Origin of the sequence: Streptomyces sp. CB02261 (assembly GCF_001905665.1) — a bacterium.
Taxonomy (GTDB): domain Bacteria; phylum Actinomycetota; class Actinomycetes; order Streptomycetales; family Streptomycetaceae; genus Streptomyces.
Genome location: NZ_LIVX01000001.1, coordinates 1,118,372 through 1,142,500, shown reverse-complemented (window position 1 = coordinate 1,142,500; position 24,129 = coordinate 1,118,372). Strand labels below are relative to the sequence as shown.

The window sequence follows — 24,129 nt, the reverse complement described above, 5'->3', positions numbered from 1 at the left end:
CGATGACCCTCCCCCTGGACCTGATCCCCGCGCCCCTGTCGGCCGAGCACCGGGGGAGCGCCCCCGGGCACGTGTCCCTCGACGGACGGACCACCCTCGACGCCGGACCCGGCACCGGGACCACCGCCCGCTGGCTCCGCACCACCCTCGGCGCCGCCACCGGACTGCCGCTCGCCGACGGCCCGGGGCCGCACGCGATCCGGCTGCGGATCGACGCCGAGGTGGAGCGGGAGCACGGCCCCGAGGGCTACCGCCTCTCCACCGGGACCGACGGCGCGGCCGTCGTCATCGAGGGCGGCGGCCCCGCAGGCGTGTTCTGGGGCGCCCAGACCCTCCGTCAGCTGCTCGGCCCCGAGGCGTACCGCAGGGCGCCCGTGACCGACCGGGGCCCGGGCCTGCCCCTGGTGACCCTCTCCGACCGGCCCCGGTTCGGCTGGCGCGGCCTCCTCCTCGACGTCTCCCGGCACTTCCTGCCCAAGGACGACGTCCTGCGGTACCTGGACCTCCTCGCCGCCCACAAGCTGAACGTCCTCCACCTCCACCTCACCGACGACCAGGGCTGGCGCATCGAGATCGAGCGCCACCCGAAGCTCACCGAGGTCGGCTCCTGGCGCGCCCGCAGCAAGTGGGGCCACCGGGCCTCGCCCCTCTGGGACGACACCCCGCACGGCGGGTTCTACACCCGGGACGACATCCGCGAGATCGTCGCGTACGCGGCCGAGCGGCACATCACCGTCGTCCCCGAGATCGACCTCCCCGGCCACTCGCAGGCCGCGATCGCCGCGTACCCCGAACTCGGCAACACCGACGTCGTCGACACCACCGCCCTCACCGTCTGGGACACCTGGGGCGTCAACCCGAACGTCCTCGCCCCCACCGAGACCGTCCTGCGCTTCTACGAGGGCGTTCTCGAGGAGGTCCTCGACCTCTTCCCGTCCCCCTTCGTCCACATCGGCGGCGACGAGTGCCCCAAGGACCAGTGGAAGGCCTCCCCGGCCGCGCAGGCCCGCATCCGGGAACTCGGGCTCTCCGGCGAGGACGAGCTCCAGTCCTGGTTCATCCGCCACTTCGACCGCTGGCTCACCGCCCGGGGCCGGCGCCTCATCGGCTGGGACGAGATCCTGGAGGGCGGCCTCGCCGAGGGCGCGGCCGTCTCCTCCTGGCGGGGGTACGCGGGCGGGATCGCCGCTGCCGAGGCCGGACACGACGTCGTCATGTGCCCCGAGCAGCAGGTGTACCTGGACCACCGTCAGGCACCCGGCGAGGACGAGCCGATGCCCATCGGATACGTCCGCACCCTGGAGGACGTCTACCGTTTCGAGCCCGTCCCGCCGGGGCTCGCCCCGGAGGCCGCCGCCCACATCCTGGGCACCCAGGCCAACGTCTGGACCGAGGTGATGGAGAACCGCGCCCGGATCGACTACCAGGTCTTCCCGCGCCTCGCCGCCTTCGCCGAGGTCGCCTGGTCCGCGCTGCCCGCGCCCGGAACACGCGACTACCCCGGCTTCGAGCGCCGCATGGACACCCACTACCGGCGCCTCGACGCCCTCGGCGTCGACTACCGGCCGCCCGCCGGACCCCACCCCCGGCAGCGGCGCCCCGGGGTCCTCGGCCGCCCCCTGGAGGGGACGCCCCCGATCGTGTGAGAGACCCGACGGCCCCCTGTCACCCAAGAGCGGCGAAACGGAAGTTACCGTCGCTCCTCGGGGCGTCCCGGACGGAACAGTCCTTCGCGGACCCTCGCGCCGGACCGCTCGGAAGATGTGCCAGAGTTGCCACGTCCGGCCTGTGAGCACGTACGGTACGCCCACACACAGGCGCGACCGCCGGGCACAGTCGGGGACCACCGGGACACCGGGAAGGGGCAGCGGGTTGACCACGCACGCACCACAGACGGCGCAGTCCGTGACGCTGCCCGCCTCGCTCGACGAGGCCGTGGCGGCGCTCACGGCCATGCCGGCAGCCGTCCCCGTCGCCGGCGGCACCGACCTCATGGCCGCCGTCAACAAGGGCCAGCTCCGCCCCGCCGGACTCGTCGGCCTCAGCCGCATCAACGAGATCCGCGGCTGGCAGTACCAGGACGGACACGCCCTCCTCGGCGCCGGCCTCACCCACGCCCGGATGGGCCGCCCCGACTTCGCCGCCCTCATCCCGGCCCTCGCCGCCGCCTCCCGCGCCGCGGGACCACCGCAGATCCGCAACGCCGGCACCCTCGGCGGCAACGTCGTCACCGCCGCGCCCACCGGCGACTCGCTGCCCGTCCTCGCCGCCCTCGAAGCCGACCTGGTCGTCCTCGGGCCGCTCGGCAGCCGCGAGATCCCCGTCTCCCACCTGCTCGCCGGCCGCGACCTGCTGGCCCCCGGCGAGCTCGTCGCCTTCGTCCGCGTCCCGCTGCTCCACGCCCCCCAGGTCTTCCTCAAGGCCACCGGCCGCACCGGGCCCGCCCGCGCCACCGCCTCCGTCGCCGTCGTGCTCGACCCGGCCCGGCGCGGGGTGCGCTGCGCGGTCGGCGCCGTCGCCCCGATGCCGCTGCGCCCGCTGGAGGCGGAGCGCTGGATCGCCTCGCTCGTGGACTGGGACAACGACCGGGGCCTCGCCCCCGAGGCGCTCGCGGCGTTCGGCGAGTACGTCGCCGCCGCCTGCATCCCTGACCCGCAGGGCGACGCCGTGTTGCCCCCTGCCGTACTGCACCTGCGGCGCACCGTCGCCGCGCTCGCCCGACGGGCACTGGGGAGGGCACTGTCATGAGCAGCAACGAACAACACGAGAGCCAGGGCGGGAGCCCGGGCGGCTGGGAGCCGATCCCGCAGAGCGAGGGGTACGACGGGGACGCGACCGCGTTCGTCCAGCTGCCGCCGGACTTCATGCTGGACGGCGTCCCGCTGGAGGCCCCCGGCCACGGCTACGTACCGCCGATGATCACCCCGCTCCAGCCGCTCACCCCGACGGCGGCCACGGACCCGGCGGCGACGGGCACCTGGTCGGTGCACCTGCCGGCGCAGGCGGAGCGGACGCAGTACTTCGACGGGAACGAGTACGCGGAGCAGGACCCGGCGCGCCACTTCCCGCAGCAGGGCGCCGAGTACGGGGAGCAGCCCGAGCATTTCGGACAGGGCGGGCACTTCGGTCAGGGTGGGCAGGCCGGACAGGCCGAGCACTTCGGCCGGGCCGACCGGGCCGAGTACTTCGGCCAGGACCCGCAGGCCGGGCCCGGCGCGCACGCCGAATACGGCGAGCAGGGGCCCCGGGCCGCGCACGCCGAATACGGCGAGCAGGACCCGCACGCGACCGCCGAGTGGCGCTTCACGGAGGCGCCCCCCGTCGGCCCCGGTCCCGGCGGCACGGGCCAGTGGGAGATCCCCCTCGAACCCCTCGCACCCGACACGGCCGAGCCGGGGGAGCCGGGCGACGGGGGCGAGTTCGCCGCCACGGCCGTCAGGCCGTACGCCGAGGCGCCGGCGACCCTGCCGGGCGGCGCGCCCGCGCCGTGGGCGCTTCCGGAGGAGCCGGCGGCGGAGGCCGCCGACGAGAGCGAGGGCGCGAGCCCGGAGACCGCGACGGACGCGCCGGAGGAGCCGGTGGCGGACGTCGCGGCCGAGCCGGCCGGCGACGAGACGGGCACGCCCGACGCGGAGGCCGCCGCCCCCGCGAGCGACCCCGCCCAGATGCCCGACGCCGTCCCCGCGAGCGGACCCGCCCCGGCCGCCGACGCTTCCGACGCCGTGCCCGCCCCCGCGAGCGCCCACGCCTCCACCGACAGCGACGAGCACCCCCACACCTCGTACACGCTCCGGGTCAACGGCGCCGACCGTCCCGTCACCGACTCCTGGATCGGCGAGTCCCTGCTGTACGTCCTGCGGGAGCGCCTCGGTCTCGCCGGGGCCAAGGACGGCTGCTCGCAGGGCGAGTGCGGCGCGTGCAACGTGCAGGTCGACGGCCGGCTCGTCGCCTCCTGCCTCGTCCCCGCGGCGACCGCCGCCGGGAGCGAGGTGCGGACGGTCGAGGGCCTCGCGGTCGACGGCGAGCCGTCCGACGTGCAGCGGGCCATGGCCAAGTGCGGCACCGTCCAGTGCGGCTTCTGCATCCCCGGCATGTGCATGACCGTGCACGACCTGCTCGAGGGCAACCACGCGCCCACGGAACTAGAGACCCGCCAGGCGCTGGCCGGCAACCTGTGCCGGTGCTCCGGCTACCGGGGCGTGCTCGAAGCCGTGCGGGACGTCGTCGCCGAGCGCGAGGCGAGCGCGGCGGCCACCGCGGCCGACGGCGCCGACGAACCCCGTGTCCCGCACCAGATCCCGCACCCGCACGACGGAGGCATGGCGTGAGCAGCGACGCGACCACCGCCGTTCCCACGGCTCCGGACATCCCCGCGCCCCTGGGCCAGGAACCGGCCGCGCACGGCCTCGGCACCTCCCTCCCGCAGGCCGAGTCACGGGCGAAGACCGAGGGCACCTTCCCGTACGCCTCCGACCTCTGGGCCGAGGGGCTGCTCTGGGCCGCCATCCTGCGGTCCCCGCACCCGCACGCCCGCATCGTGTCCGTGGACACCACCGCCGCGGCGGCCATGCCGGGCGTACGGGCCGTGGTCACGGCCGCCGACGTGCCGGGCGCGGCGACGTACGGCCGCCGGGTCGCGGACCGGCCCGTCTTCGCCTCGGACCTGGTCCGGCACCACGGCGAGGCGCTCGCCGCGGTCGCCGCCGACCACCCCGACACGGCGCGGCTCGCCGCCGCGGCGATCACCGTCGAGTACGAGCTGCTCGACCCGGTGACCGACCCGGAGAAGGCGTTCGCGGCCGAGGCGCTGCACCCCGACGGCAATCTGATCCGGCACATCCCGCTGCGCTTCGGCGACCCGGACGTGACGGGCGAGGTCGTGGTCGAGGGCCTGTACCGGATCGGGCGCCAGGACCCGGCGCCGATCGGGGCCGAGGCCGGACTCGCCGTACCGCGCCCGGACGGCGGGGTCGAGCTCTACACCGCGTCCACGGACCCCCACACCGACCGGGACCTGGCGGCCGCCTGCTTCGGCCTCCCGCCCGAGCAGGTCAAGCTGGTCGTCACCGGTGTCCCCGGCGCCACGGGCGACCGCGAGGACCCGGGGTTCCAGATCCCGCTGGGCCTCCTCGCGCTGCGTACCGGCTGCCCGGTCAAGCTCACCGCTACGCGCGAGGAGTCCTTCCTCGGGCACGCCCACCGCCACCCCACCCTGCTGCGCTACCGGCACCACGCGGACGCGGAGGGACGGCTGGTGAAGGTGGAGGCGCAGATCCTGCTCGACGCGGGCGCGTACGCCGACTCCTCGTCCGAGTCCCTCGCGGCGGCCGTGGCCTTCGCCTGCGGCCCGTACGTCGTCCCGCACGCCTTCGTCGAGGGCTGGGCGGTCCGCACGAACAACCCGCCGTCCGGCCACGTGCGGGGCGAGGGCGCGATGCAGGTGTGCGCCGCGTACGAGGCGCAGATGGACAAGCTGGCGGCGAAGCTGGGCGTGGACCCGGCCGAGCTGCGCATGCGGAACGTCATGGCGACCGGCGACATCCTGCCCACCGGCCAGACGGTGACCTGCCCGGCCCCCGTGGCCGAACTGCTCGCGGCCGTACGTGACTTCCCCCTCCCCGCCCTCCCCAAGGACACCCCGGAGGGCGACTGGCTGCTGCCCGGCGGTCCCGAGGGCGCGGGGGAACCCGGCGCGGTACGGCGGGGCGTGGGCTACGCGCTGGGCATGGTGCACATGCTGGGCGCGGAGGGCACCGACGAGGTCTCGACGGCGACGGTACGGGTCCAGGACGGGGTGGCGACCGTCATCTGCTCGGCGGTGGACACCGGTTCGGGCTTCTCGACGCTCGCCCGCCAGATCGTCCAGGACACGCTCGGCATCGACGAGGTGCACGTCGCCCCCGTCGACACCGACCAGCCGCCGGCCGGGCCGGCCGCCCACGGCCGCCACACCTGGGTCTCGGGCGGAGCGGTGGAGCGGGCCGCGAAGATGGTCCGCACGCAGCTTCTCCAGCCGCTGGCCCACCAGTTCGGCATGTCGACGGAGCTCCTCCAGATCACCGACGGAAAGATCACCTCGTACGACGGGGTGCTCTCGACGACGGTCACCGAGGCGATGGACGGCAAGGAACTCTGGGCCACCGCCCAGTGCCGCCCCCACCCCACGGAGCCCCTCGACGACTCCGGGCAGGGCGACGCGTTCGTCGGCCTGGCGTTCTGCGCGATCCGCGCGGTGGTCGACGTGGACATCGAACTCGGCGCCGTACGCGTCGTGGAGATGGCCGTGGCCCAGGACGTCGGCCGCGTCCTCAACCCGGCCCAGCTGGCCACCCGTATCGAGGCGGGCGTCACCCAGGGCGTCGGCGCGGCCCTCACGGAGAACCTCCGCACCGCCCGCGGCCTGGTCCGGCACCCCGACTTCACGGGCTACGCACTCCCGACATCCCTGGATGCCCCGGACATTCGCATCGTGAAACTGGTGGAGGAGCGCGACGTGGTCGCCCCCTTCGGCGCCAAGGCGGCGAGCGCGGTCCCGGTCGTGACGTCACCCGCCGCGGTGGCCTCAGCGGTGCGCGCGGCCACCGGCCGCCCGGTCAACCGCCTCCCGATCCGGCCGCAGGCGGCGGTGGCCGTGCCCAATTCGTGACCATGTGATGTCCGTTGCTTGTGCAACTGAGAGATGCGCACTGTCGTCGTTCCCAACTACAGTGAACTTCTAGACTTGGTAGACGCGGCACGGTTGTTCACACGGGGGAGGATTCGCGGGCATGGAAGCCTATGTGGGTGGGATGGCGTCCGGGATGCGGGCGCAGGCCGTGAAGTACAGCGCCGACTCCATGGAGACGTTCCGCAAGGGCGTCGAAGGGCTCATCGAGCAGCTCCAGGGCTCCGCCGCCGGACCCGGGAAGCTGAAGGCCGACCCGGTGACCCGCACCCAGTTCGGCGGCGGCGGCGCCGCCTGGGGCGAGGCCCAGGGCGCCTACGCGGCGTACGACGGGACCCTCTCGCGCCTGGTGGAACTCTCCGGCCTCCTCAGTGACTGCCTGGAGGGCCTGGGGATCGCGGTCGTCGCCTCGAAGAACGGCTTCGAGGAGATGGACGACGACATCAAGCGCAAGATGATCCAGATCCACCAGCGGACCTTCGAGGCCAAGGAGAAGGCGGAGAAGGAAGCGGGCCACGGAGCGCCGGCGAGCGAGGGCGGCGAGGCCACCGAGGGTGGCGGCGTCTACAAGTAGGCGGGCGCGGACGGAATGTCGGGGACACGGGGAAGAGGCGAGAGATGAGGCCTGCAGAGGGCGGCGGTGGCGGCGGAACCAACTTCCGCGCCATGTCCCATCAGCAGATGTTGGCGTGGCTGGACGAGGCCAGTAGTTACTACGTGGGCGATGCGGCGGCCCGGCTCAACTCGGTCTCGTCGCAGCTGGAGAAGATCGCCGCCGAGCTGAAGTCCAGCATGGAGCGCATGGACTGGGAGGGCGAGGCCGAGAAGGCCTTCGTTGAGTGGGCCACCAACGTGGCCAATTCGACGAAGGGTCTTGCGGACTACAGCAAGGCCGGGGCCAAGTGGATGGCGGAGAACTCCGCCGCCATCGCCTCGGCGCAGAGCGCCATGCCCCGGTACGCCTCCCACGAGTCCGCCAAGGAGAACCTCGAGGCGGCGCTGAAGTACCGCAACGATCCCGACTCCCGGACGATCGCCTCCAACGCCCGGTCCCAGATGGCGGCGAGCGAGGAGCTCGCGGCCATCGAGGCCAAGGAAGCCGCCAACAAGGAGGCGGCGGCGAGGGAGATGGACCGCCTCTCGGACGCGTACAAGTGGTCGTCCCTCCACATGGGCAACAACGTCCCCCCGACGTTCCCGCCGCCGCCGGGGGCCTTCGTGCCGCCGGACACCGGCCGTGGCCGTCAGGGTGAGACCGAGCGCTCCACGTACCCGACGAGCGACAGCCGTACCTCGGGCTCGGACGGCACCACGGGCACGGACACCGCCAGGACCCAGCCGGACACGCGGTCCAGGCCCGACACGACGACCCCGCCGTCGACGGACGACCCGAAGGGACCGACGCACGTCGTACGCCCCGAGGTCCGCCCGGACGTACGGCCCGACGTCCCCGTGGACCTCGGCATCGACAGCGTCGACACCCTGCCGCCGACCACGACCGGCCCGACGACGCAGACCCCCGGCGGTCCGCCGGCCGTCACCAGGCCGGACGGCGGCACGCCGCCGTTCGTGACCACCGGCGTGCCCCCGCTGACCGTGAAGGGCGGCGGCCAGGGACCCCTCGGTCCCACCTCGCCGATCACCGGCGGCACCGGCAACGCGCGGGGCCCGGTCACCGGCGGTCCGCGCGGCCTTCACGGCCCCGGCCCGCTCGGCGGCACTCGCGAGGGCGTCAGCGGCGGCCGTGCCGTACCCAGCACCACGGGCAGGCCCGCGACCGGCATCCCGCGCGGCACCGTCATCGGCACCGAGCAGAGCGGCCGCGGATCGGCCATGGGACGCGGCATGGGCGGCGCCATGGGCGGTCCGATGGGCGGCGGCATGGGCGCCGGCCAGAACGGCATCAGCGGCGGCCGGCGCCTCGCCGGTGAGACAGGCGGAGTCGTCGGCGGCAAGGCGCAGCGCCCCGGTGCCACCGGCGCCGCGGCCGGCGCGCGGCCCTTCACGCCCGGCGGCTCCGGCCTCGTGCGCGGCGGTTCCACGCCGGCCGGTCGCGAGCGCGAGGAGCAGAACGGAGAGCGTCCCGACTACCTGGTCGAGGACGAGGAGACCTGGCAGCAGGGCAGCCGCCGCGCGGCGCCGCCCGTCATCGACTGATCAGCGCGAGGAAGCAGATGTCTACCAGCAGTACGCGACGGAGTCGTGCCCGAGTCACCGCCTCGGCCGCCTTGGGGATGCTGCTGGTGGGCATCGCTTCCGTCCCCGCCCACGCGGCGGGCGTCAGAGACCGGCAGTGGCACCTCGACGCCATGGGCGCCGAGGAGATCTGGCAGCTCAGCACCGGCAAGGGCGTCACGGTCGCGGTGATCGACAGCGGCGTGGAGGACACCCACCCCGACCTCCGGGGACAGGTCCTGGACGGAAAGGACCTGGCGCCCGAGGCGGAAGGCGACGAGCACACCGACGTCGAGGGCCACGGCACGGGCATGGCGGGCGTCATCGCCGGCACGGGCAAGGCCAACGGAGGCGCGGGCGCGTTCGGTCTCGCCCCCGGGGTGAAGATCCTCCCCGTCCGGCTTCCGGCCCCGGACCAGGACCGCAGCATGGCCGACGCGGACAAGCAGTTCAACAAGCTGGCCCCCGAGGCCATCCGCTTCGCGGTCGACGCCGGCGCCAAGGTCATCAACATCTCGCAGGGCGCCAGGTCGGGTTCCCAGGAGCTCACGGACGCCGTGAAGTACGCCCTCGACAAGGGCGCCCTCGTCTTCGCCTCCGTCGGCAACACCGGCGACAAGAGCAACATCGTGGAGTACCCGGGGGCGACTCCCGGCGTCGTCGGTGTCGGTGCCTCCGACGACAAGGGGAAGCGCATCCCGATGTCCCAGCACGGCGACCAGGTCGACATCGTGGCCCCGGGCAAGGACATCGTCGCCGCCTGCGACGACGGCGGAGTCTGCAAGTCCACCGGTACCAGTGACGCCACCGCCCTCGCCTCGGCCGCCGCCGCGCTCCTCTGGTCGAAGCACCCCGACTGGACCAACAACCAGGTCCTGAAGGTCATGCTCAACACCGTCGCCAAGCCCGTCGGCGGCGACAAGCGCAGCGACTTCGTCGGGTACGGCGCCATCCGACCGCTCCGTACGCTGAAGACGCCCGGTGACCCCGGTCCGGCCGACGTCCGGCCCATCGACGACCTCACCGAGCCCGCGACCGCCACACCTTCCGGCCCCGCCAGCGCGCCCCCGACCGACCCGGGGCCGGTGGAGCCCTCCTCCGCCGCGCCCGGGTCCGTCGCGAGCGAGGAGGGCGGGAACACCGGCCTCTGGATCGGGCTCGGCATCGGTGCGGCCGTGCTGATCGCCGCCGGTGTCGCCGTACCCGTACTCCGTTCACGACGGGGCTGAATCCGAGCCCCGCTGCCGGTCGGCGATCAAGGCCGCGATGGACCGGGCGAACAACGCCGCCGACGTGGCATCTCGTGCGCTGCGCGGGCTCGTCGGCACGGACAAGAACAACTTCTCCGCCACGGGCTACGACTCCCTCGCGGCCGCCTCGGTGGGACGGCATGCCGCCCATCGCGTGCCAGGCCCGGTCGGCGGCCCTCGCCAACGCGGCGGCCGGCCATGTCGCCACCGAGTTGGGGTGTACCGACACGCGGCTGGTCGAGGGAGTGCCGACCGCGGTGCGGCCGTGAGCGGGGGCAACGCCCGCTCACTCGCCTGATCACCGGCCGTAGACCGGCATGGCGTAGATCCGGCCGCCGCGGGCGATGAAGACGCGGTTGCCGTCGCTCGCCAGCTGATAGGCGCCCTCGCGTTGCATCTTCGCGACGAAGAGCTTCTCGTGGGTGGTCTTGTGGAGGACCTGGACCACGCTGTTGTCGGGCGAGTGGAACCAGACCGTCGAGCCCGCCACGACTGGGGGGTTGAGGGTGCCGGTGCCCGCGCCCAGGCCGTCCAGGGCGTCGTACCAGTCCGAGACGGGGTGGCGGATGTTCAGCATGGTGCTGTAGCGGTAGACGCTGTAGCCGCGGCTGGCCATGACGTAGTCGCCGTCCGCGGCCGGGGTGCCCCAGCCGTATGTGTCAGTGAGGGGCTCTTCCTCCCAGAGGAAGTCGCCGCGGTCGAGTCGGCGGGCCATGAGCGTGGGGCCGACGAGGTAGGCGATGTTGTCGCCGAGCACCGGGGGCCGGCCGTCGGTGCTCTGGTTCTTGACCTCCCAGTCCGTCTCGCCCGTCTCGGTGTAGAGCGCGGCGACGTAGCCGTCCCTGCCGTGGATCACGAGCCGCTTCCTGCCCACGGCGGCCTTCGCGGGGCCGTTGTGGGAGCGGGGGGACGTCATCGGGCGCGTCCAGGTGGTGGCGAGGGTCCAGGCGTTGATCGCGCGGAGCTCGTTGTCCTTCGACACCAGGTAGACGTGGGTGTCGTCGGCGGCGAGGAGGTCGTCGACGTCGTTCTGGGTCTGCCAGACGGGTTTTCCGGTGGAGGCGACGAAGGCATGCGCGACGCCGTTCCTGTCGACGCCCACGACGAGCCGGTCGGCGACGGAGACGTAACCGGCGTCGGCGTCGATCTCCTTCGCCCGCCACCGCTCCTTGCCGTCCTTGACGGAGAGCGCGAGCAGGCCGCCCGTCCTCGCCTGCACGACCACCACGTCTCTCACCGGCAGGGGGAGTTGTCCGCCTGCCGCCGTGACGTCCTGAGGCCCCCACAGGGGCGTGGGGGTCTCGCCGTACGGGTTGTCGATGATCGAGATGAACGCCGCCTCGGGGGTCGGCACGGCGGGCGGCACGTCGGCGGTCGGTGACTTCGCCTCACCGCGGTTCAGCCACCAGGCGCCCGCCCCGCCTCCGGCGCCCAGGACCGCCACGCCCACGGCCGCGGCGGTGAGGAAGCGGCGCCGGGTCGGCTTTCCGTCGGGTACGGCGGTCTCCTCGGGGGCCGCCAGGCGCTTCGTCGCGGTCTCGCGCCGCTTGATGTCGTCGGCCAGCGGGCCCTTGCGCCAGGCCCGGTCGGCGCCCTTCGGCGGGGCGAACGCCTGCGCCACCTGCGGCGGCGCCGGGCGGTGGCCCGGGTCCTTCGCCAGGCACGGGCCGATCAGTTCCTGGAGCTCAGGCGGCACCAGGCTCAGGTCCGGGGCGCCGTGGACGACCTCGTACTGCACCGCCGCCACATGGGCCGCGTCGAAGGTGCGCCGGCCGCTCGCCGCGTACGCGAGGACCGCGCCGAGGGAGAAGACGTCGGAAGCCGGGCCGACGCGCTGCCCGAGGACCTGCTCGGGTGCCCCGTAACCCGGGGTGACCGGGATCTGGCCCGTCGTCGTCAGGGTGAGCCCGTGCTCGGGCCGGGCGATGCCGAAGTCGATGATCCGCGGGCCGGTGGAGGTGAGCACGATGTTCGCGGGCTTGAGGTCACGGTGGACGAGCCCAGCCGCGTGGATGTCGTGCAGCGTGCGGGCGAGCTGGGCGGCGAGGGCGCGGACGGTCGGCACGTCCATCGGCCCGTACGCGCGGACCGCCTCGTCGAGCGTCGGACCGGCGAGGAACTCGGCGGCGATCCACGGCCGTCCGCCTTCGGTCTGCGCGGCGAGGACGCGGGCCACGCCACGGCTCGTGACGGCGCGAGCCATGTCGGCCTCGCGCACGAAGCGCTGTGCGAGGTGCTGATCGTGGGCGAGCTCGGGACGGAGGACCTTGACGGCGGCAGGGGCTCCCTGGGCGTCCCTGCCGACGTACACCTTGCCCATGCCGCCCTCGCCGAGGACGCCGAGGAGACGGTACGGGCCGAGCCTGAGCGGGTCGCCGGTGGCGAGGGGCTGCGTGGTCACGAGGGGTGCTTTCCGGTTCGGTGGAGGTGAGGGGCGAGAGGGGTGCTCAGACGAAGGGGATGGCCACGACGGACGACTCGCCGGCTCCGATGACGCGGGCGCGCTCCCTGTCGACGACGTACCGCGTCGCGTCCGTCTGGAAGACCCAGGCCGAGCGGCGGGTCGACAGGTCGACCGCGCTCAGACCGCCGCGTACGGGCGCGTACGCGTACTTCGTGCCGATCACCGGCTTGACCAGGGCGAGCGGCGCCAGGGGACGTGTGCCGGCCGTCTCGGCCCAGCGCTCGATGCCGGCGGTGGCGGCGACGGCCACGAGCCCCCGGCCGCTCACGTTCGTGTAGACGAGGTCCCCGGAGACGGCGGGTACTCCGTAGGCGTAGGGGTCCTTACCGCTCCCGTACTCCCAGGCGACCGCTCCGTCCGTCAGGCTGACCGCCCGGAGGCGGTCGCCGCCCGTGTAGACGTGCCGGTCGTCGATGGTGAGGTGCCCGGGGATGAACCCGGCGGACTTCTCCAGCGGCAGCCGCCGCTTCCACAGCTGCCGCCCCGTACGCACGTCCCTGGCCTGGAGCAGGAAGGTGTCCAGGTCGCCGCTGTTCTTGCCCAGGATGAGCCGGTCCCCGACGACCTGGGCGAGCCACGGCCGGACGCCGTCCCACTCGTATGGCTGCCGCCACGCCTCCTTGCCCGTCCGCAGGTCGACGGTCAGCAGGTGCCAGCCGATGTCGTCCAGGTCCGGGTCGAGCTCCCTCTTGCCCAGGCGCGAGGCGGTGAAGAGGAGCCCGCCGGCCGCGGTGAGCATCTCCGTGGTCGTCCCGTCGATGCCCTTCAGCTCGATGGTCCGGGCGGCCTCCTTCCCGGTGCGCGGCGCCAGCGTACGGATCTTGAGGGCGCCCGGACCCTCGAACGGGCCGTCGGACAGGTAGTAGTTCGTGCCGTCGGTGGTGATCTGGTGGGGTTCCATGACCGCGGACTCGGACCAGAGTTCGCCGCCGGTCTTCGTGTCGACGGCGCGGAACGAGACGGTCTCGGCGAAGCCCACGACGTCGGCACCGGCGAGCAGCGGGGTGGTCCGCTGCTCGCGGTCGAGGGTCTCGCCCTGCCACAGCGCTGCGGGCGCGCCGTCGGTGGTGGTCGGGGCCGGGATGGCGGTGGGACCGGCGGACACGGGCGAGCCGCCGCCGCCCTCGGGGGTGGTGCGGGAGGCGAGCCACGCCCACACCCCCGCCCCCGCCCCCGCGACGCCGAGGAGTGACCCTCCGCCCAGGGTGAGGGCCCGGCGGCGGGACAGCGGTGTGTCCGGGGTGGTCTCCGCGAGGGACGCGCCCGCCGGGGCCGGGAGGCGGTGGGGGGAGTGGAGCCAGACGTCCGTCGCGCGGCGGGCGATGTCGGTGAGGAGGAGGGGCGGGAGGTGGTCCGCGAACTCGCCGTGGCCGTCGTGGAGGTGGTCGGTCAGGGTGGCGGTGGTGGGGCGGGCGGCCGGGTCCTTGGCGAGGCAGGCCGTCAGCAGCGGCAGCAGTGCCTCCGGTACGCCGGTGAGGTCCGGCTCCGCGTAGCGGACGCGGTAGAGGAGGTCGGCGGGGGAGCCCGTACCGAAGGGGCCGCGGCCCGTGGCGGCGAAGACGAGGACACCGGCCAGGGCGAACACGTCGCCCGCGGGCGGGTGTTCCTGGCCGCTCGCCTGTTCCGGCGACATGAAGGCGGGCGTGCCCGCCGCCGCTCCCGTACGGGTCAGGTGCTCGTCGCCGGCCGCGCGGGCGATGCCGAAGTCGATGATCTTCGGGCCGTACGCGGTGACGAGGACGTTCGACGGCTTGAGGTCGCGGTGCACCACGTCCGAGGAGTGCAGCTGGGCGAGGGCCCCGGCGAGCGCGGCGCCGAGCGCGCGGACGGTGGGTTCGGGGAGCGGGCCGCCGAGGGCGACGGCGTCGTCGAGCGGCGGGCCGAGGACGTACTCGGTGGCCAGCCACGGCGTCTCGGCCAGTGGGTCGGCGTCGACGACGGCCGCGCCGTGGCGTGCGCCGATGATCCGCGCGGCGTCGGTCTCCAGCCGGAAACGGGCCCGGAACGCCGGGTCGGTGGCGAGCCGCGCGTGCACGGTCTTCAGGGCGACGGTACGGCCGCCGGGGGTGCGCGCCAGATACACCGTGCCCATGCCGCCGGAACCGAGGCGGGCGAGGAGACGGTACGAGGCGACGGTGGCGGGGTCGTCGTGGGTCAGGGGCGACAGCATGAGGTCAGGTCCGTCAGATCAGGGGGGAGGGGGTGCGGGCGCGGGGCTTCTCAGGCCGCCGCAGGTGCCGGGAGTTCGGCGGCGAGGAGTTCCGAGGACTGGCGGGCGAGCGCGGCGACCACCCGGCCCGGCAGCCAGCCGGGGGCGAGCAGGGAGCCGGCCGAGGTCAGCACCGTCTCGTGCCCGGTCGCCGGCGCCAGCGCGGTCATCAGGGCGGCCGCCGTGGGCCGGTCGGCCGGGTCGCGGGCCAGACAGGCGGCGATCGCCGGCCGCAGGGCGGGCGGGATCTCGTCCCGCTCGGGGACGGTGTGACCGGTGGCGGCGTACGCGAGGACGGCACCGAGCCCGAAGACGTCACCCGGCGGTCGGGGGCGGCCCCCGGCGGCCTGCTCGGGGGCGAGCGCCCCCGGGTCGAGGCCGGGCAGGCCGGTGCGCGGCTCGCCGTCGGCCGAGGCGGCCCGTACCGCGCCGTAGCAGGTCAGCCGGGGTCCGTCGGCGGTGAGCAGGACGGCGGCCGGGGAGACGCCGGCGTGCGTGAGGCCCTGGCCGTGCGCGGCGGACAGCGCCTCGGCGAGGGTGACGCCGACGGCCCGGACGGTCGCCTCGGGCAGCGGACCGCTGTGGACGGCGAGGGCCACGGGCAGGGGGAGGGCCGGGAGGTACGGGGTGGCGCACCAGGGCGGCTCGCCCGGGCCGGCCACGCCCGTCACCGGGGCGATCCACGGGCCGAGGAGGTACCGGGCGGCCTCGGCCTCGGCGGCGAACCGGGCGGGGTCGGTGCCCGGCAGCGGGGCGCTGAGCAGCACGGTCTGCGCGCCGTCCTCGGTGCGGGCCACGAACCGGCGGCAGGGCGTGACGGCTTGGGGCGGGTCGAGCCGGGTGATCAACCGGAACGGGCCGATCCGCCGCGCGGACTCCTGCCGGGGACGCGGGGGTTCCTGAGGGGAGCGTCCGGACTCGTGTCGGGGAAGCGGGGGTTCCTGAGGGGGACGACCGGACTCCTGTCGGGGCCGCGGGGCTTCCTGCGCGGGAGGTCCGGACTCCTGTCGTGCGCGCGCCTGTTCCACCGGTCCTGTCCCCCGTCGTCCGTGCGCCCCGTGGTGACGGGGGCGGGCCGAGCCTACCGAGGGACGGCCCGGAGGCCGTCCCCGGGAGGGGCGCGGGGACGGCTGCCGCCGTGCGGGAGTCCGGGAAAGTCCGGGCTGTCCGGGTTGCGAAGGTGAAGTCGGGGTGCGGCGGGCGTGAAGATCCGGAAGGTGATGACGATTCCCCGTAGGCGTGGCTCGCACGCCTGCCCTTGGGGCTACCATCGCCATGTTTCCGTGGGCACGGAACTTGCTGAGGCGAAGCCGGAACCATCACCGTCACGGGGGAGAGCATGTCGTTCGATCAGGAGTGGGCCTCGGCCCGGTCCGCGTCCGGGTCCGGGTCCGCGGACGCCGTGAGCATGAGGCTCAACCAGCTCGCTCCCGAGCCCGGCGGCGGGGGCGGCGGGAACGCCGACCTCAGCGTCGACCAGGACAAGCTCGGAGCCATCGGCAGCGCCGCCTACGCGCTGCACGGCCGGCTGGTCAAGGACGGGAACCACGCGCGGACGAGCACCACGGAAGCGGCGTCGGGCATGTCCAGCCACGGCTTCCTCACCGGTTCCGCGATGTCGACCGTGCAGGAGACGTGGAGCTCGCAGCTGAACACGCTGCTCGACGCCTGCGCCAACATCTCCAACCACCTCGACTACAGCGCGGCCTCGCACGCCAAGGAAGAGGCGGACATCAAGGCGGCCTTCTCGGCCTCCAAGATCAACGAGTACCTCAAGTAGGCGGGGGACCTGCTGTGCTGACCTTTGACAACGTGTACCAGGCGCCGCTCGACCGGATGAAGGCCTCGGCCGACGACTGGTCGGCGATGAAGGGCAAGCTGGAGAAGCTCGCCGACGACGCCCGTACGACGATGGCGGCGAAGGCCAAGGACGACTACTGGCGCGGGGTGAACGCCGAGGTCACCAAGCCGTTCGTGGACAAGACCGCGAAGGAGTTCGACGACGCCGCCAAGGCGGCCGACGGCATCCACAAGGTGCTTGAGGACGGCTACAACGCCTTCAAGAGGGCGAAGGACGACCTCAAGAAGATCGTCGAGACGGAGGCCCCCGCGAAGGGCTTCCGGGTGAAGCCCGACGGCACGGTGGAGGCGGTCGAGCCGCTCTCCCGGACCAAGGACCAGGGGATGCGCCACGACCCCGACTTCCAGGACATGGTCCGCAAGGAGCGCGCCGACATCGAGGCGATGCAGCGGCGGATCGACGCGATCGTCGAGACCTGCGACGACGCCGACGTGTCCTGCTCGAACGCGCTCAAGGCCAACATCACCGGCGACAAGCACAACTTCAGTGCCCCGAAGTACACCAGCCTCGACGCCGAGGAGGCGCAGCGCGCCGTCGACCTGGCGAAGCGGGGCCGGGACATCTCCCACGAGGAGCTGATGCGCCTCAACGAGCTGCTGAAGGACAACAGCGGCTCGAAGGAGTTCTCCCGGACCTTCTACGACGGCATGGGCCCGAAGGGCGCGCTGGAGTTCTTCGGCCAGCTGTCCACGGACACGTACGACTACTCCAAGGTCGACAAGGAGCGCCTCGCCGACGTCCAGGACCTCCAGCGGAACCTGGGCATGAACCTGGCGACGGCCACGCAGGGCGGCGACGCGTGGACCGACAAGTGGTCGACGGAGATGCGCAAGCTGGGCACGGAGCGGATCCCGCTCGTGAAGTACGACAACAACCCGGCGTTCGGCTACCAGTTGCTCGGCGGCATCATGCGCTACGGCGACTACGACAAGAAGTTCCTGGTCCCGATCGCGGAGCACGTCACCCAGCTCCACGCCAAGGACCCGTACATGTTCGCCGACAGCAAGCCGATGGGCGGCGGCTGGCTGAAGAACCAGTACAACCCGTCGGGCGTCAACGGCTCCGGCTTCGACCCGATGGTCTCGATGCTGGAGGCGCTGGGGCACAGCCCGGAGGCGTCGAAGGAGTTCTTCTCGAAGGATCCGACGTCCTACAACAAGGACGGCAGCGTCGGGGGCTCGATCGACCTGGACCCGAAGAAGGACGGGAACCAGAACGACGGCTACCTGAAGTACTTCCAGAACAAGGAGTACGAGTTCTTCCCCGACGTCGAGGGCCACAACCCGGACGACTGGAAGAAGACCGCGGAGTACATGCCGGACGCCCTCGGCCACGCCCTGGAGGCGGCGACCACGGGCCACGGCTGGGACGACCCCAACCCGCAGCTGCACCGCGACGAGAAGTCCGCCGAGATCATGAAGCAGGTCATGGAGTCCTACGGCTCCAACTCCGAACTGCGCGAGCAGCACAAGCCGTTGATGGACAGCCTGGGCAAGATGGGCGCCGCCTACATCGATGACATCAACTACTCGATGATGAACTTCGGCGGCACGGGCGACGCGTACAACCGGGACGAGCTCTTCGGGAACAGCAGCGACGGAAGCAAGCGGACCGACTTCGGGTTCACGTCCACGCTGGACTTCGTGAAGGCCGTCGCCGGGGACGAGGGCGCGTACAAGAGCCTGTCCGCGGCTCAGCAGGTCTTCGAGGCGAGTGGGATCAAGGCGCTGGAGGGGGACCGGGACGACGCGATGGCGTTCGCCAAGAACGGCTCCCTCGTCCACGGCGTTCTCGACGAGTCGCGCATCACCCAGATCGGCGAGGACTTCAAGGACGACGAGGACAAGAAGAACCTCGCGATGGAGCAGCAGGCCGAGTGGCGGAAGTCCGCGGTGAGCGGCGGTGTCGCCGCGGTCGTGGGCGTGGGTTCGGCCGTGGTCCTGGGCCCCGCCGCGGGCGTCGTGGCGGCCACCGTCGTACCGATCATCATGGAGAGCGCCGGCTCGGCCGTCAGCACCTCGTACGCGTCCGACACCCTCGGCTACCTCAAGGACAACGAGTACAAGAACGACAACGAGGCACGGACGTCGATCGAGGAAGTGCGGGAGGCAGGGCGCGGCAGCGCCATGAACCCGCTGGTGAACTACGCGAACTCCGCCGGCCTGACGGAGGCCGAGCGGCGCCAGCTCCTCGACGACGCGCGGGGCGCCTACATGGACGGGGAACAGCTCGTCAGCGGCACCGAACAGAAAGTCAGGTGATCATGCCGGTCATCAGGAGGTGGGCGGGCAGGTCCGCCGTCGCGCTCGCCGTCGCCCTCTCGGCGACGGCCTGCGGCGGCGGTGGCGGGGATGCCCCGGAGCCGAAGGGGACGGACGCCGTGTCGGCGGCCGCGCTCAAGACCTGCCAGGAGCTGTTCGGCGAGAATGCCGTCGCCGCGGTGAAGGCCGACCTCGGTGGCGAGTTCCGTGCGTTCGGCCTCGCGCTCCCCGACATGAAGAGCCGCATGCTCGCGGAGGCGCAGGCCTGGACCGCCGCGAAGGACGACCTCCGGCGCGTCACCTACCGCCCGTGTGAGCTGGAGGGCAAGGCCGACGGGTCCGCCAGGCGGGTGTCCGCCGCCGTCTCCTGGTCCATGTACGACATCGCGTACGTGAGCGCCGGGCAGGGCAGGCTCCGCTGGCGGACGGTCGCCGACGGCGTGTACGTGGCCTCCCGGCCCGACATCGTCGGCACCCCGCTCGTCATGCCGTGCACGGTCGCGGGAACGGCGGCGGGCCAGGGCGAGGAGCTGCCGCTCCAGGTCTCCGTCCTGGACAAGGACCGGGGCGGCGACCGGGCGGTCTCGACGGAGCAGCTGCTCAAGTCTCTCGCGGAGAGCACACGCGAGCTCCTCGGCTGCGAGGAGAAGACAGCCGTTCCCGACGACCTGCTGCAATGAAGGTGCCGGCCCGCATCACGGGCCGGCACTCAGGGAAGCGGGCGGGTTCGACCGCCGCGCCCGTCAGTCCTCGGCCGTCGCGGCGGACGGGGACACGAGCGGGACCGCCATACGGGTGCGCGCGCAGGCGGCGGCACACCCGTCAGGCGGTGGTGCAGGTCCCGTGGACAGGACCGCTTGGAGACCGTGGCGGGATTCGAACCCACGTAACTCGCTTTGCAGGCGAGCCCCTCAACCACTCGGGCACACGGTCGTGTGTGGTGCGACGAGTACGACGTTAGGGCGGGGCCGGGAGGGGCTCAAGGGCTTCGGGGGCCGTGCCATGCGACTGCCATGGTGGCGATACACCCCGTTCACAGTCGTACGTCGAAGGGCTGACCGGGATCGGGACTCCTGACAGGGGTCATACGAAACTTCACCTCTTACTCTGGGGGGATGAGCGCCCTCGAACCCCGCGACGCCGACGTCGCCGACAGCCCCGGACCCCGTGCCGACGACGACACCAAGGGGTCCGTTCTCGACCCGGCCCACCGGGCGCTCAGCATCGGCATCGTCTCCGTCGTCCTGCTCATCGCCTTCGAGGCGACCGCCGTCGGCACGGCCATGCCCGTCGCCGCCCGCGAGCTGAACGGCGTGTCCCTCTACGCCTTCGCCTTCTCCGCGTACTTCACCACCAGCCTCTTCGGCATGGTCCTCGCCGGACAGTGGTCCGACCGGCGCGGGCCGCTCGCCCCCCTGACCGCCGGCATCAGCGCCTTCGCCGCGGGACTGCTGCTCTCCGGGACCGCCGGCGCCATGTGGCTGTTCATCCTCGGCCGGGCCGTCCAGGGCCTCGGCGGCGGCCTCGTCATCGTCGCGCTGTACGTGATCGTCGGCCGCGCCTACGCGGAGCACCTCAGGCCCGCGATCATGGCCGCGTTCGCCGCGAGCTGGGTCGTCCCCTCCGTGGTCGGGCCCCTCGCCTCCGGCACGGTCACCGAGCACCTCGGCTGGCGCTGGGTCTTCCTCGGCATCCCCGTCCTCGTCGTCTTCCCGCTGGCCCTCGCCCTCCCCGCGATACGCCGCACCGCCTCCGGCCCCGCCGACCCGGACGCGCCCGTCGCCGCCTGGGACCGGCGCCGGATCCGGCTGGCGCTCGGCATCTCGGCCGGCGCGGCGCTGCTCCAGTACGGCGGTCAGGAACTGCGCTGGTTCTCCCTGCTCCCGGCCGCCGTGGGCCTCGCGCTCCTCGTGCCCACCGTCCGCGGCCTGCTGCCGCGCGGCACCTGGGTGGCGGCCCGCGGCCTGCCCTCCGTCGTCCTGCTGCGCGGCATCGCCGCCGGCGCCTTCATCGCGGCCGAGTCCTTCGTCCCGCTGATGCTGGTCACCCAGCGGGGCCTGAGCCCCACCCTGGCCGGTCTCTCGCTGGCCCTGGGCGGCCTCACCTGGGCGCTCGGCTCGTACGTCCAGGCGCGGCCGTGGACGGAGCCGTACCGGGAGCGGCTCGTCGTCCTCGGCATGGTCCTGGTGGCGCTCGCGATCGCGGCGGCGCCGAGCGTGCTGATCACGGCGGTGCCGGTCTGGGTGGTCGCGGCGGCCTGGGGCGTCGGCTGCCTCGGCATGGGAGCGGTGATCTCCTCGACGAGCGTGCTCCTCATGAAGCTCTCCGCGCCCGAGGAGGTGGGTGCGAACTCGGCCGCCCTGCAGATCTCCGACGGCCTCTCCAACGTCCTCCTCCTCGCCGCGGGCGGCGCGGCCTTCGCGGCCCTCGGCGGCGGCGCGGTCGGCCACGCGGTCACCTCCCACGCGTCCACGGGCTCCCACCCGGCGGCCTTCGCGGCGGTCTTCCTGCCGATGGCGGGGGTGGCGGCGGTGGGGGCGTGGGTGGCGACCCGGCTGGGGGCGGAGCGGGGCGGTGATGGGGTGATACCAGAATGACCCCACGATGGTACCGTTCTGGTATGGCTATGAACCTGCGTCTCCGCGACGACCAGACCGAGGCCCTCAAGCAGCGCGCCGAGCAGGAGGGCACCAGCATGCACGCCATACTGCTCCGCGCCGTCGACGACTACCTGGCGCGTACGGCTCAGGAGGCCATCGTGCGCAAGACGGCCATGGAGCAGGCGAGCAAGTGGCACGAGCTGATGGAGCGGCTCAAGTGACCTGTGTCTACCTCTCGGCCGAGGACGTCCTGATCATCGCCGAGCACGCGGTCGACGACCAGAAGATCGTCGTCCGCGACGCGGGACTGCTCGACTCGGCCGTGCACCGTCCCTCGGCCGCGATGTTCGGGGAGGAGGCCTACCCCGACGTGGTCGCGAAGGCCGCCGCGCTGTTGCATTCCCTCGCGATCAACCGCCCCTTCGTCGACGGGAACAAGCGCACGGCGTGGCTGTCCTGCGTCACCTTCCTCGCCATGAACGGAGTCCAGCCGCGACCGGACATCGACGCCGCGGAACGCCTGGTCATCGACGTGGCGACGGGGGAGACCGACGAGGTCGAGGTGATCGCGCGGAGGCTCCGCGAGCTGATCCCGGCCGACGCGGGGTGAGTTTCCCGCCGACGTGAGGTGGATCGCAACCGGGCCGACCCCGACCCGTTTCGTACGAGGTTCCGGCCGGGCCGCCGGTAAGGTGGCCCGGTTGTCATATCTGGACGAGCGTCGAACCCGGAGATCGTGACTACTACCACCACCTCCTCCCATCACCTCTCTCCCGCCTTCCCCGGCCGGGCCCCCTGGGGTACCGCGGGCAAGCTGCGCGCCTGGCAGCAGGGCGCCATGGAGAAGTACATCCAGGAGCAGCCCCGTGACTTCCTCGCCGTCGCCACCCCCGGCGCCGGCAAGACCACCTTCGCGCTGACCCTCGCCTCGTGGCTGCTGCACCACCACGTCGTGCAGCAGATCACCGTCATCGCGCCGACCGAGCACCTCAAGAAGCAGTGGGCCGCCGCCGCCGCGCGGATAGGCATCAAGCTGGACCCGGAGTACAGCGCCGGGCCGCTCAGCAAGGAGTACGACGGCGTCGCCCTCACCTACGCGGGTGTCGGCGTCCGGCCCATGCTCCACCGCAACCGCTGCGAGCAGCGCAAGACCCTCGTCATCCTCGACGAGATCCACCACGCCGGAGACTCCAAGTCCTGGGGCGAGGCCTGCCTGGAAGCCTTCGAGCCCGCCACGCGGCGGCTCGCGCTCACCGGCACCCCGTTCCGCTCCGACACCAACCCCATCCCCTTCGTCACGTACGAGGAGGGCAACGACGGGATCCGGCGGTCCTCCGCCGACTACACCTACGGCTACGGGAACGCCCTCGGCGACGGCGTCGTCCGGCCCGTCATCTTCCTCTCCTACAGCGGCAACATGCGCTGGCGCACCAAGGCCGGCGACGAGATCGCCGCCCGTCTCGGCGAGCCGATGACCAAGGACGCGGTCTCGCAGGCCTGGCGCACCGCGCTCGACGCCAAGGGCGACTGGATGCCGAACGTCCTGCGCGCCGCCGACCAGCGGCTGACCGAGGTCCGCAAGTCCATCCCGGACGCCGGCGGCCTCGTCATCGCCTCCGACCAGGACTCGGCCCGCTCGTACGCCAAGCTGATCCGCGAGATCACCGGCACCAGGCCCACCGTCGTCCTCTCCGACGACACGGGCGCCTCGAACCGCATCGACGAGTTCAGCGAAAGCACCGACCGCTGGATGGTCGCCGTCCGCATGGTGTCCGAGGGCGTCGACGTGCCCCGCCTCTCCGTCGGCGTGTACGCGACGACGATCTCGACACCGCTCTTCTTCGCGCAGGCCGTCGGCCGTTTCGTACGTTCGCGCAGGCGCGGCGAGACCGCCTCCGTGTTCCTTCCCACGATTCCCAGCCTCCTCGGTTTCGCCAACGAGATGGAGGTCGAGCGGGACCACGTCCTCGACAAGCCCAAGAAGGCGGGCGAGGAGGATCCGTACGCCGAGTCCGAGAAGGAGATGGCGGAGGCGGAGAAGCAGCAGGACGAGGACACCGGCGAGCAGGACATGCTGCCCTTCGAGGCCCTGGAGTCCGACGCCGTCTTCGACCGCGTGCTGTACAACAGCGCCGAGTTCGGCATGCAGGCCCACCCCGGCAGCGCCGAGGAACAGGACTACCTCGGCATCCCCGGCCTCCTCGAACCCGACCAGGTGCAGCTCCTGCTGCAGAAACGTCAGGCCCGGCAGATCGCGCACAGCCGCAAGAAGCCGGACGACGAGGCGGACCTGTTGGAGCTTCCCGCCGAGCGGCGGCCGGTCGTTTCCCACAAGGAACTGCTCGAACTGCGCAAGCAGCTCAACACGATGGTCGGCGCGTACGTCCACCAGACCGGCAAGCCCCACGGCGTGATCCACACCGAGCTGCGGCGGGTGTGCGGCGGGCCGCCGAGCGCGGAGGCGACCGCCGGCCAGATCCGTGAGCGGATCAAGAAGGTGCAGGAGTGGGCCACCCGGATGCGGTGACCGCCCGAGGCATGGCCGAGGCCCGTACGACGTCGTTCGTACGGGCCTCAGCCGTCCCGCCGCGCGGCAGCACCCGCGGGCCGGGACAGGGCACCGGGGGACCGGCCCCCACGGCCGG

At 72.9% G+C, this 24,129-nt stretch carries 18 protein-coding genes and 1 tRNA gene; 15 read left to right on the top strand and 4 right to left on the bottom strand.

Going from position 1 to position 24,129, the window contains the following annotated elements; translation table 11 throughout:
- Window positions 1-2 precede the first annotated feature (2 nt).
- The 8 genes from AMK29_RS05175 (at window position 3) to AMK29_RS37590 (ending at window position 10,358) form a co-directional block, all read left to right on the top strand.
- The gene (locus AMK29_RS05175) at window positions 3-1,646 is read left to right on the top strand and encodes a beta-N-acetylhexosaminidase (RefSeq protein WP_073807990.1); all 1,644 of its coding nucleotides are present in this window, start codon (window positions 3-5) and stop codon (window positions 1,644-1,646) included.
- 226 nt (window positions 1,647-1,872) lie between these two features.
- Window positions 1,873-2,748, top strand: a complete 876-nt coding sequence (locus tag AMK29_RS05170) for an FAD binding domain-containing protein (RefSeq protein ID WP_073807987.1) — start codon at window positions 1,873-1,875, stop codon at window positions 2,746-2,748.
- Window positions 2,745-4,328, top strand: a complete 1,584-nt coding sequence (locus AMK29_RS05165; protein WP_073807984.1) for a 2Fe-2S iron-sulfur cluster-binding protein — start codon at window positions 2,745-2,747, stop codon at window positions 4,326-4,328. Before AMK29_RS05170 ends, AMK29_RS05165 begins: the two co-directional genes overlap by 4 nt.
- Entirely contained in the window at window positions 4,325-6,646 is a 2,322-nt protein-coding gene (locus tag AMK29_RS05160; RefSeq protein WP_073807982.1) for a xanthine dehydrogenase family protein molybdopterin-binding subunit, read from the top strand. Before AMK29_RS05165 ends, AMK29_RS05160 begins: the two co-directional genes overlap by 4 nt.
- Before the next feature lie 121 nt (window positions 6,647-6,767).
- The gene (locus AMK29_RS05155; protein WP_073807979.1) at window positions 6,768-7,238 is read left to right on the top strand and encodes a hypothetical protein; all 471 of its coding nucleotides are present in this window, start codon (window positions 6,768-6,770) and stop codon (window positions 7,236-7,238) included.
- Between the two features lie 92 nt (window positions 7,239-7,330).
- Entirely contained in the window at window positions 7,331-8,821 is a 1,491-nt protein-coding gene (locus AMK29_RS35495) for a WXG100 family type VII secretion target (RefSeq protein ID WP_241845110.1), read from the top strand.
- A 77-nt stretch (window positions 8,822-8,898) separates the two neighbouring features.
- Window positions 8,899-10,068, top strand: a complete 1,170-nt coding sequence (gene mycP, locus AMK29_RS05145) for a type VII secretion-associated serine protease mycosin (RefSeq protein ID WP_241845157.1) — start codon at window positions 8,899-8,901, stop codon at window positions 10,066-10,068.
- A 161-nt stretch (window positions 10,069-10,229) separates the two neighbouring features.
- Window positions 10,230-10,358: a hypothetical protein gene (locus tag AMK29_RS37590; RefSeq protein WP_260461951.1), complete on the top strand. Its 129-nt coding sequence runs from the start codon at window positions 10,230-10,232 to the stop codon at window positions 10,356-10,358.
- Window positions 10,359-10,387: 29 nt separating this feature from the next.
- Here AMK29_RS37590 and AMK29_RS05140 read toward each other — a convergent pair whose 3' ends face one another.
- From AMK29_RS05140 to AMK29_RS05130, 3 genes are read right to left on the bottom strand one after another with little or no spacing between them, the layout of a single operon-like run.
- A complete protein-coding gene (locus tag AMK29_RS05140) occupies window positions 10,388-12,490 on the bottom strand; it encodes a protein kinase domain-containing protein (protein WP_073807972.1) in 2,103 nt (700 codons plus the stop codon).
- Window positions 12,491-12,536: 46 nt separating this feature from the next.
- A complete protein-coding gene (locus tag AMK29_RS05135) occupies window positions 12,537-14,723 on the bottom strand; it encodes a protein kinase domain-containing protein (protein WP_073807969.1) in 2,187 nt (728 codons plus the stop codon).
- A gap of 50 nt (window positions 14,724-14,773) precedes the next feature.
- A complete protein-coding gene (locus tag AMK29_RS05130; RefSeq protein WP_073808321.1) occupies window positions 14,774-15,625 on the bottom strand; it encodes a serine/threonine protein kinase in 852 nt (283 codons plus the stop codon).
- A gap of 476 nt (window positions 15,626-16,101) precedes the next feature.
- On the opposite strand from AMK29_RS05130, the gene AMK29_RS05125 reads away from it, so the two are divergent.
- The 3 genes from AMK29_RS05125 to AMK29_RS05115 are packed head-to-tail and all read left to right on the top strand — an operon-like array spanning window position 16,102 to window position 19,564.
- A complete protein-coding gene (locus tag AMK29_RS05125) occupies window positions 16,102-16,542 on the top strand; it encodes a hypothetical protein (RefSeq protein WP_073807964.1) in 441 nt (146 codons plus the stop codon).
- Window positions 16,543-16,556: 14 nt separating this feature from the next.
- On the top strand, window positions 16,557-18,884 hold the full coding sequence (locus tag AMK29_RS05120; protein WP_073807960.1) for a DUF6571 family protein: 2,328 nt from the start codon (window positions 16,557-16,559) through the stop codon (window positions 18,882-18,884).
- Window positions 18,885-18,886: 2 nt separating this feature from the next.
- The gene (locus tag AMK29_RS05115; RefSeq protein WP_073807957.1) at window positions 18,887-19,564 is read left to right on the top strand and encodes a hypothetical protein; all 678 of its coding nucleotides are present in this window, start codon (window positions 18,887-18,889) and stop codon (window positions 19,562-19,564) included.
- A gap of 178 nt (window positions 19,565-19,742) precedes the next feature.
- Here the strand turns inward: AMK29_RS05115 and AMK29_RS05110 are convergent.
- A tRNA-Cys gene (locus AMK29_RS05110) sits at window positions 19,743-19,817 on the bottom strand.
- A gap of 182 nt (window positions 19,818-19,999) precedes the next feature.
- Between AMK29_RS05110 and AMK29_RS05105 the strand changes: the two genes are divergently transcribed.
- The 4 genes from AMK29_RS05105 (at window position 20,000) to AMK29_RS05090 (ending at window position 24,011) form a co-directional block, all read left to right on the top strand.
- Window positions 20,000-21,481 (top strand): MFS transporter, encoded by a 1,482-nt coding sequence (locus AMK29_RS05105; protein ID WP_073807954.1) that lies wholly within the window; start codon window positions 20,000-20,002, stop codon window positions 21,479-21,481.
- A 23-nt stretch (window positions 21,482-21,504) separates the two neighbouring features.
- On the top strand, window positions 21,505-21,705 hold the full coding sequence (locus AMK29_RS05100) for a ribbon-helix-helix protein, CopG family (protein ID WP_073807952.1): 201 nt from the start codon (window positions 21,505-21,507) through the stop codon (window positions 21,703-21,705).
- Window positions 21,702-22,094, top strand: a complete 393-nt coding sequence (locus AMK29_RS05095; protein ID WP_073807949.1) for a type II toxin-antitoxin system death-on-curing family toxin — start codon at window positions 21,702-21,704, stop codon at window positions 22,092-22,094. The genes AMK29_RS05100 and AMK29_RS05095 overlap by 4 nt, the downstream gene beginning before the upstream one ends.
- A gap of 126 nt (window positions 22,095-22,220) precedes the next feature.
- Entirely contained in the window at window positions 22,221-24,011 is a 1,791-nt protein-coding gene (locus AMK29_RS05090; protein ID WP_073807946.1) for a DEAD/DEAH box helicase, read from the top strand.
- The last annotated feature ends 118 nt before the right edge of the window (window positions 24,012-24,129 follow it).

Bases quoted from the DNA above. Each gene is read 5' to 3' on its own strand.
- AMK29_RS05135 (WP_073807969.1), bottom strand. From the start codon at position 14,723: ATGCTGTCGCCCCTGACCCACGACGACCCCGCCACCGTCGCCTCGTAC.
- AMK29_RS05155 (WP_073807979.1), top strand. From the start codon at position 6,768: ATGGAAGCCTATGTGGGTGGGATGGCGTCCGGGATGCGGGCGCAGGCC.
- AMK29_RS37590 (WP_260461951.1), top strand. From the start codon at position 10,230: ATGCCGCCCATCGCGTGCCAGGCCCGGTCGGCGGCCCTCGCCAACGCG.
- AMK29_RS05115 (WP_073807957.1), top strand. From the start codon at position 18,887: ATGCCGGTCATCAGGAGGTGGGCGGGCAGGTCCGCCGTCGCGCTCGCC.
- AMK29_RS05100 (WP_073807952.1), top strand. From the start codon at position 21,505: ATGGCTATGAACCTGCGTCTCCGCGACGACCAGACCGAGGCCCTCAAG.
- AMK29_RS05105 (WP_073807954.1), top strand. From the start codon at position 20,000: ATGAGCGCCCTCGAACCCCGCGACGCCGACGTCGCCGACAGCCCCGGA.
- mycP (WP_241845157.1), top strand. From the start codon at position 8,899: ATGCTGCTGGTGGGCATCGCTTCCGTCCCCGCCCACGCGGCGGGCGTC.
- AMK29_RS35495 (WP_241845110.1), top strand. From the start codon at position 7,331: ATGTCCCATCAGCAGATGTTGGCGTGGCTGGACGAGGCCAGTAGTTAC.
- AMK29_RS05165 (WP_073807984.1), top strand. From the start codon at position 2,745: ATGAGCAGCAACGAACAACACGAGAGCCAGGGCGGGAGCCCGGGCGGC.
- AMK29_RS05175 (WP_073807990.1), top strand. From the start codon at position 3: ATGACCCTCCCCCTGGACCTGATCCCCGCGCCCCTGTCGGCCGAGCAC.
- AMK29_RS05125 (WP_073807964.1), top strand. From the start codon at position 16,102: ATGTCGTTCGATCAGGAGTGGGCCTCGGCCCGGTCCGCGTCCGGGTCC.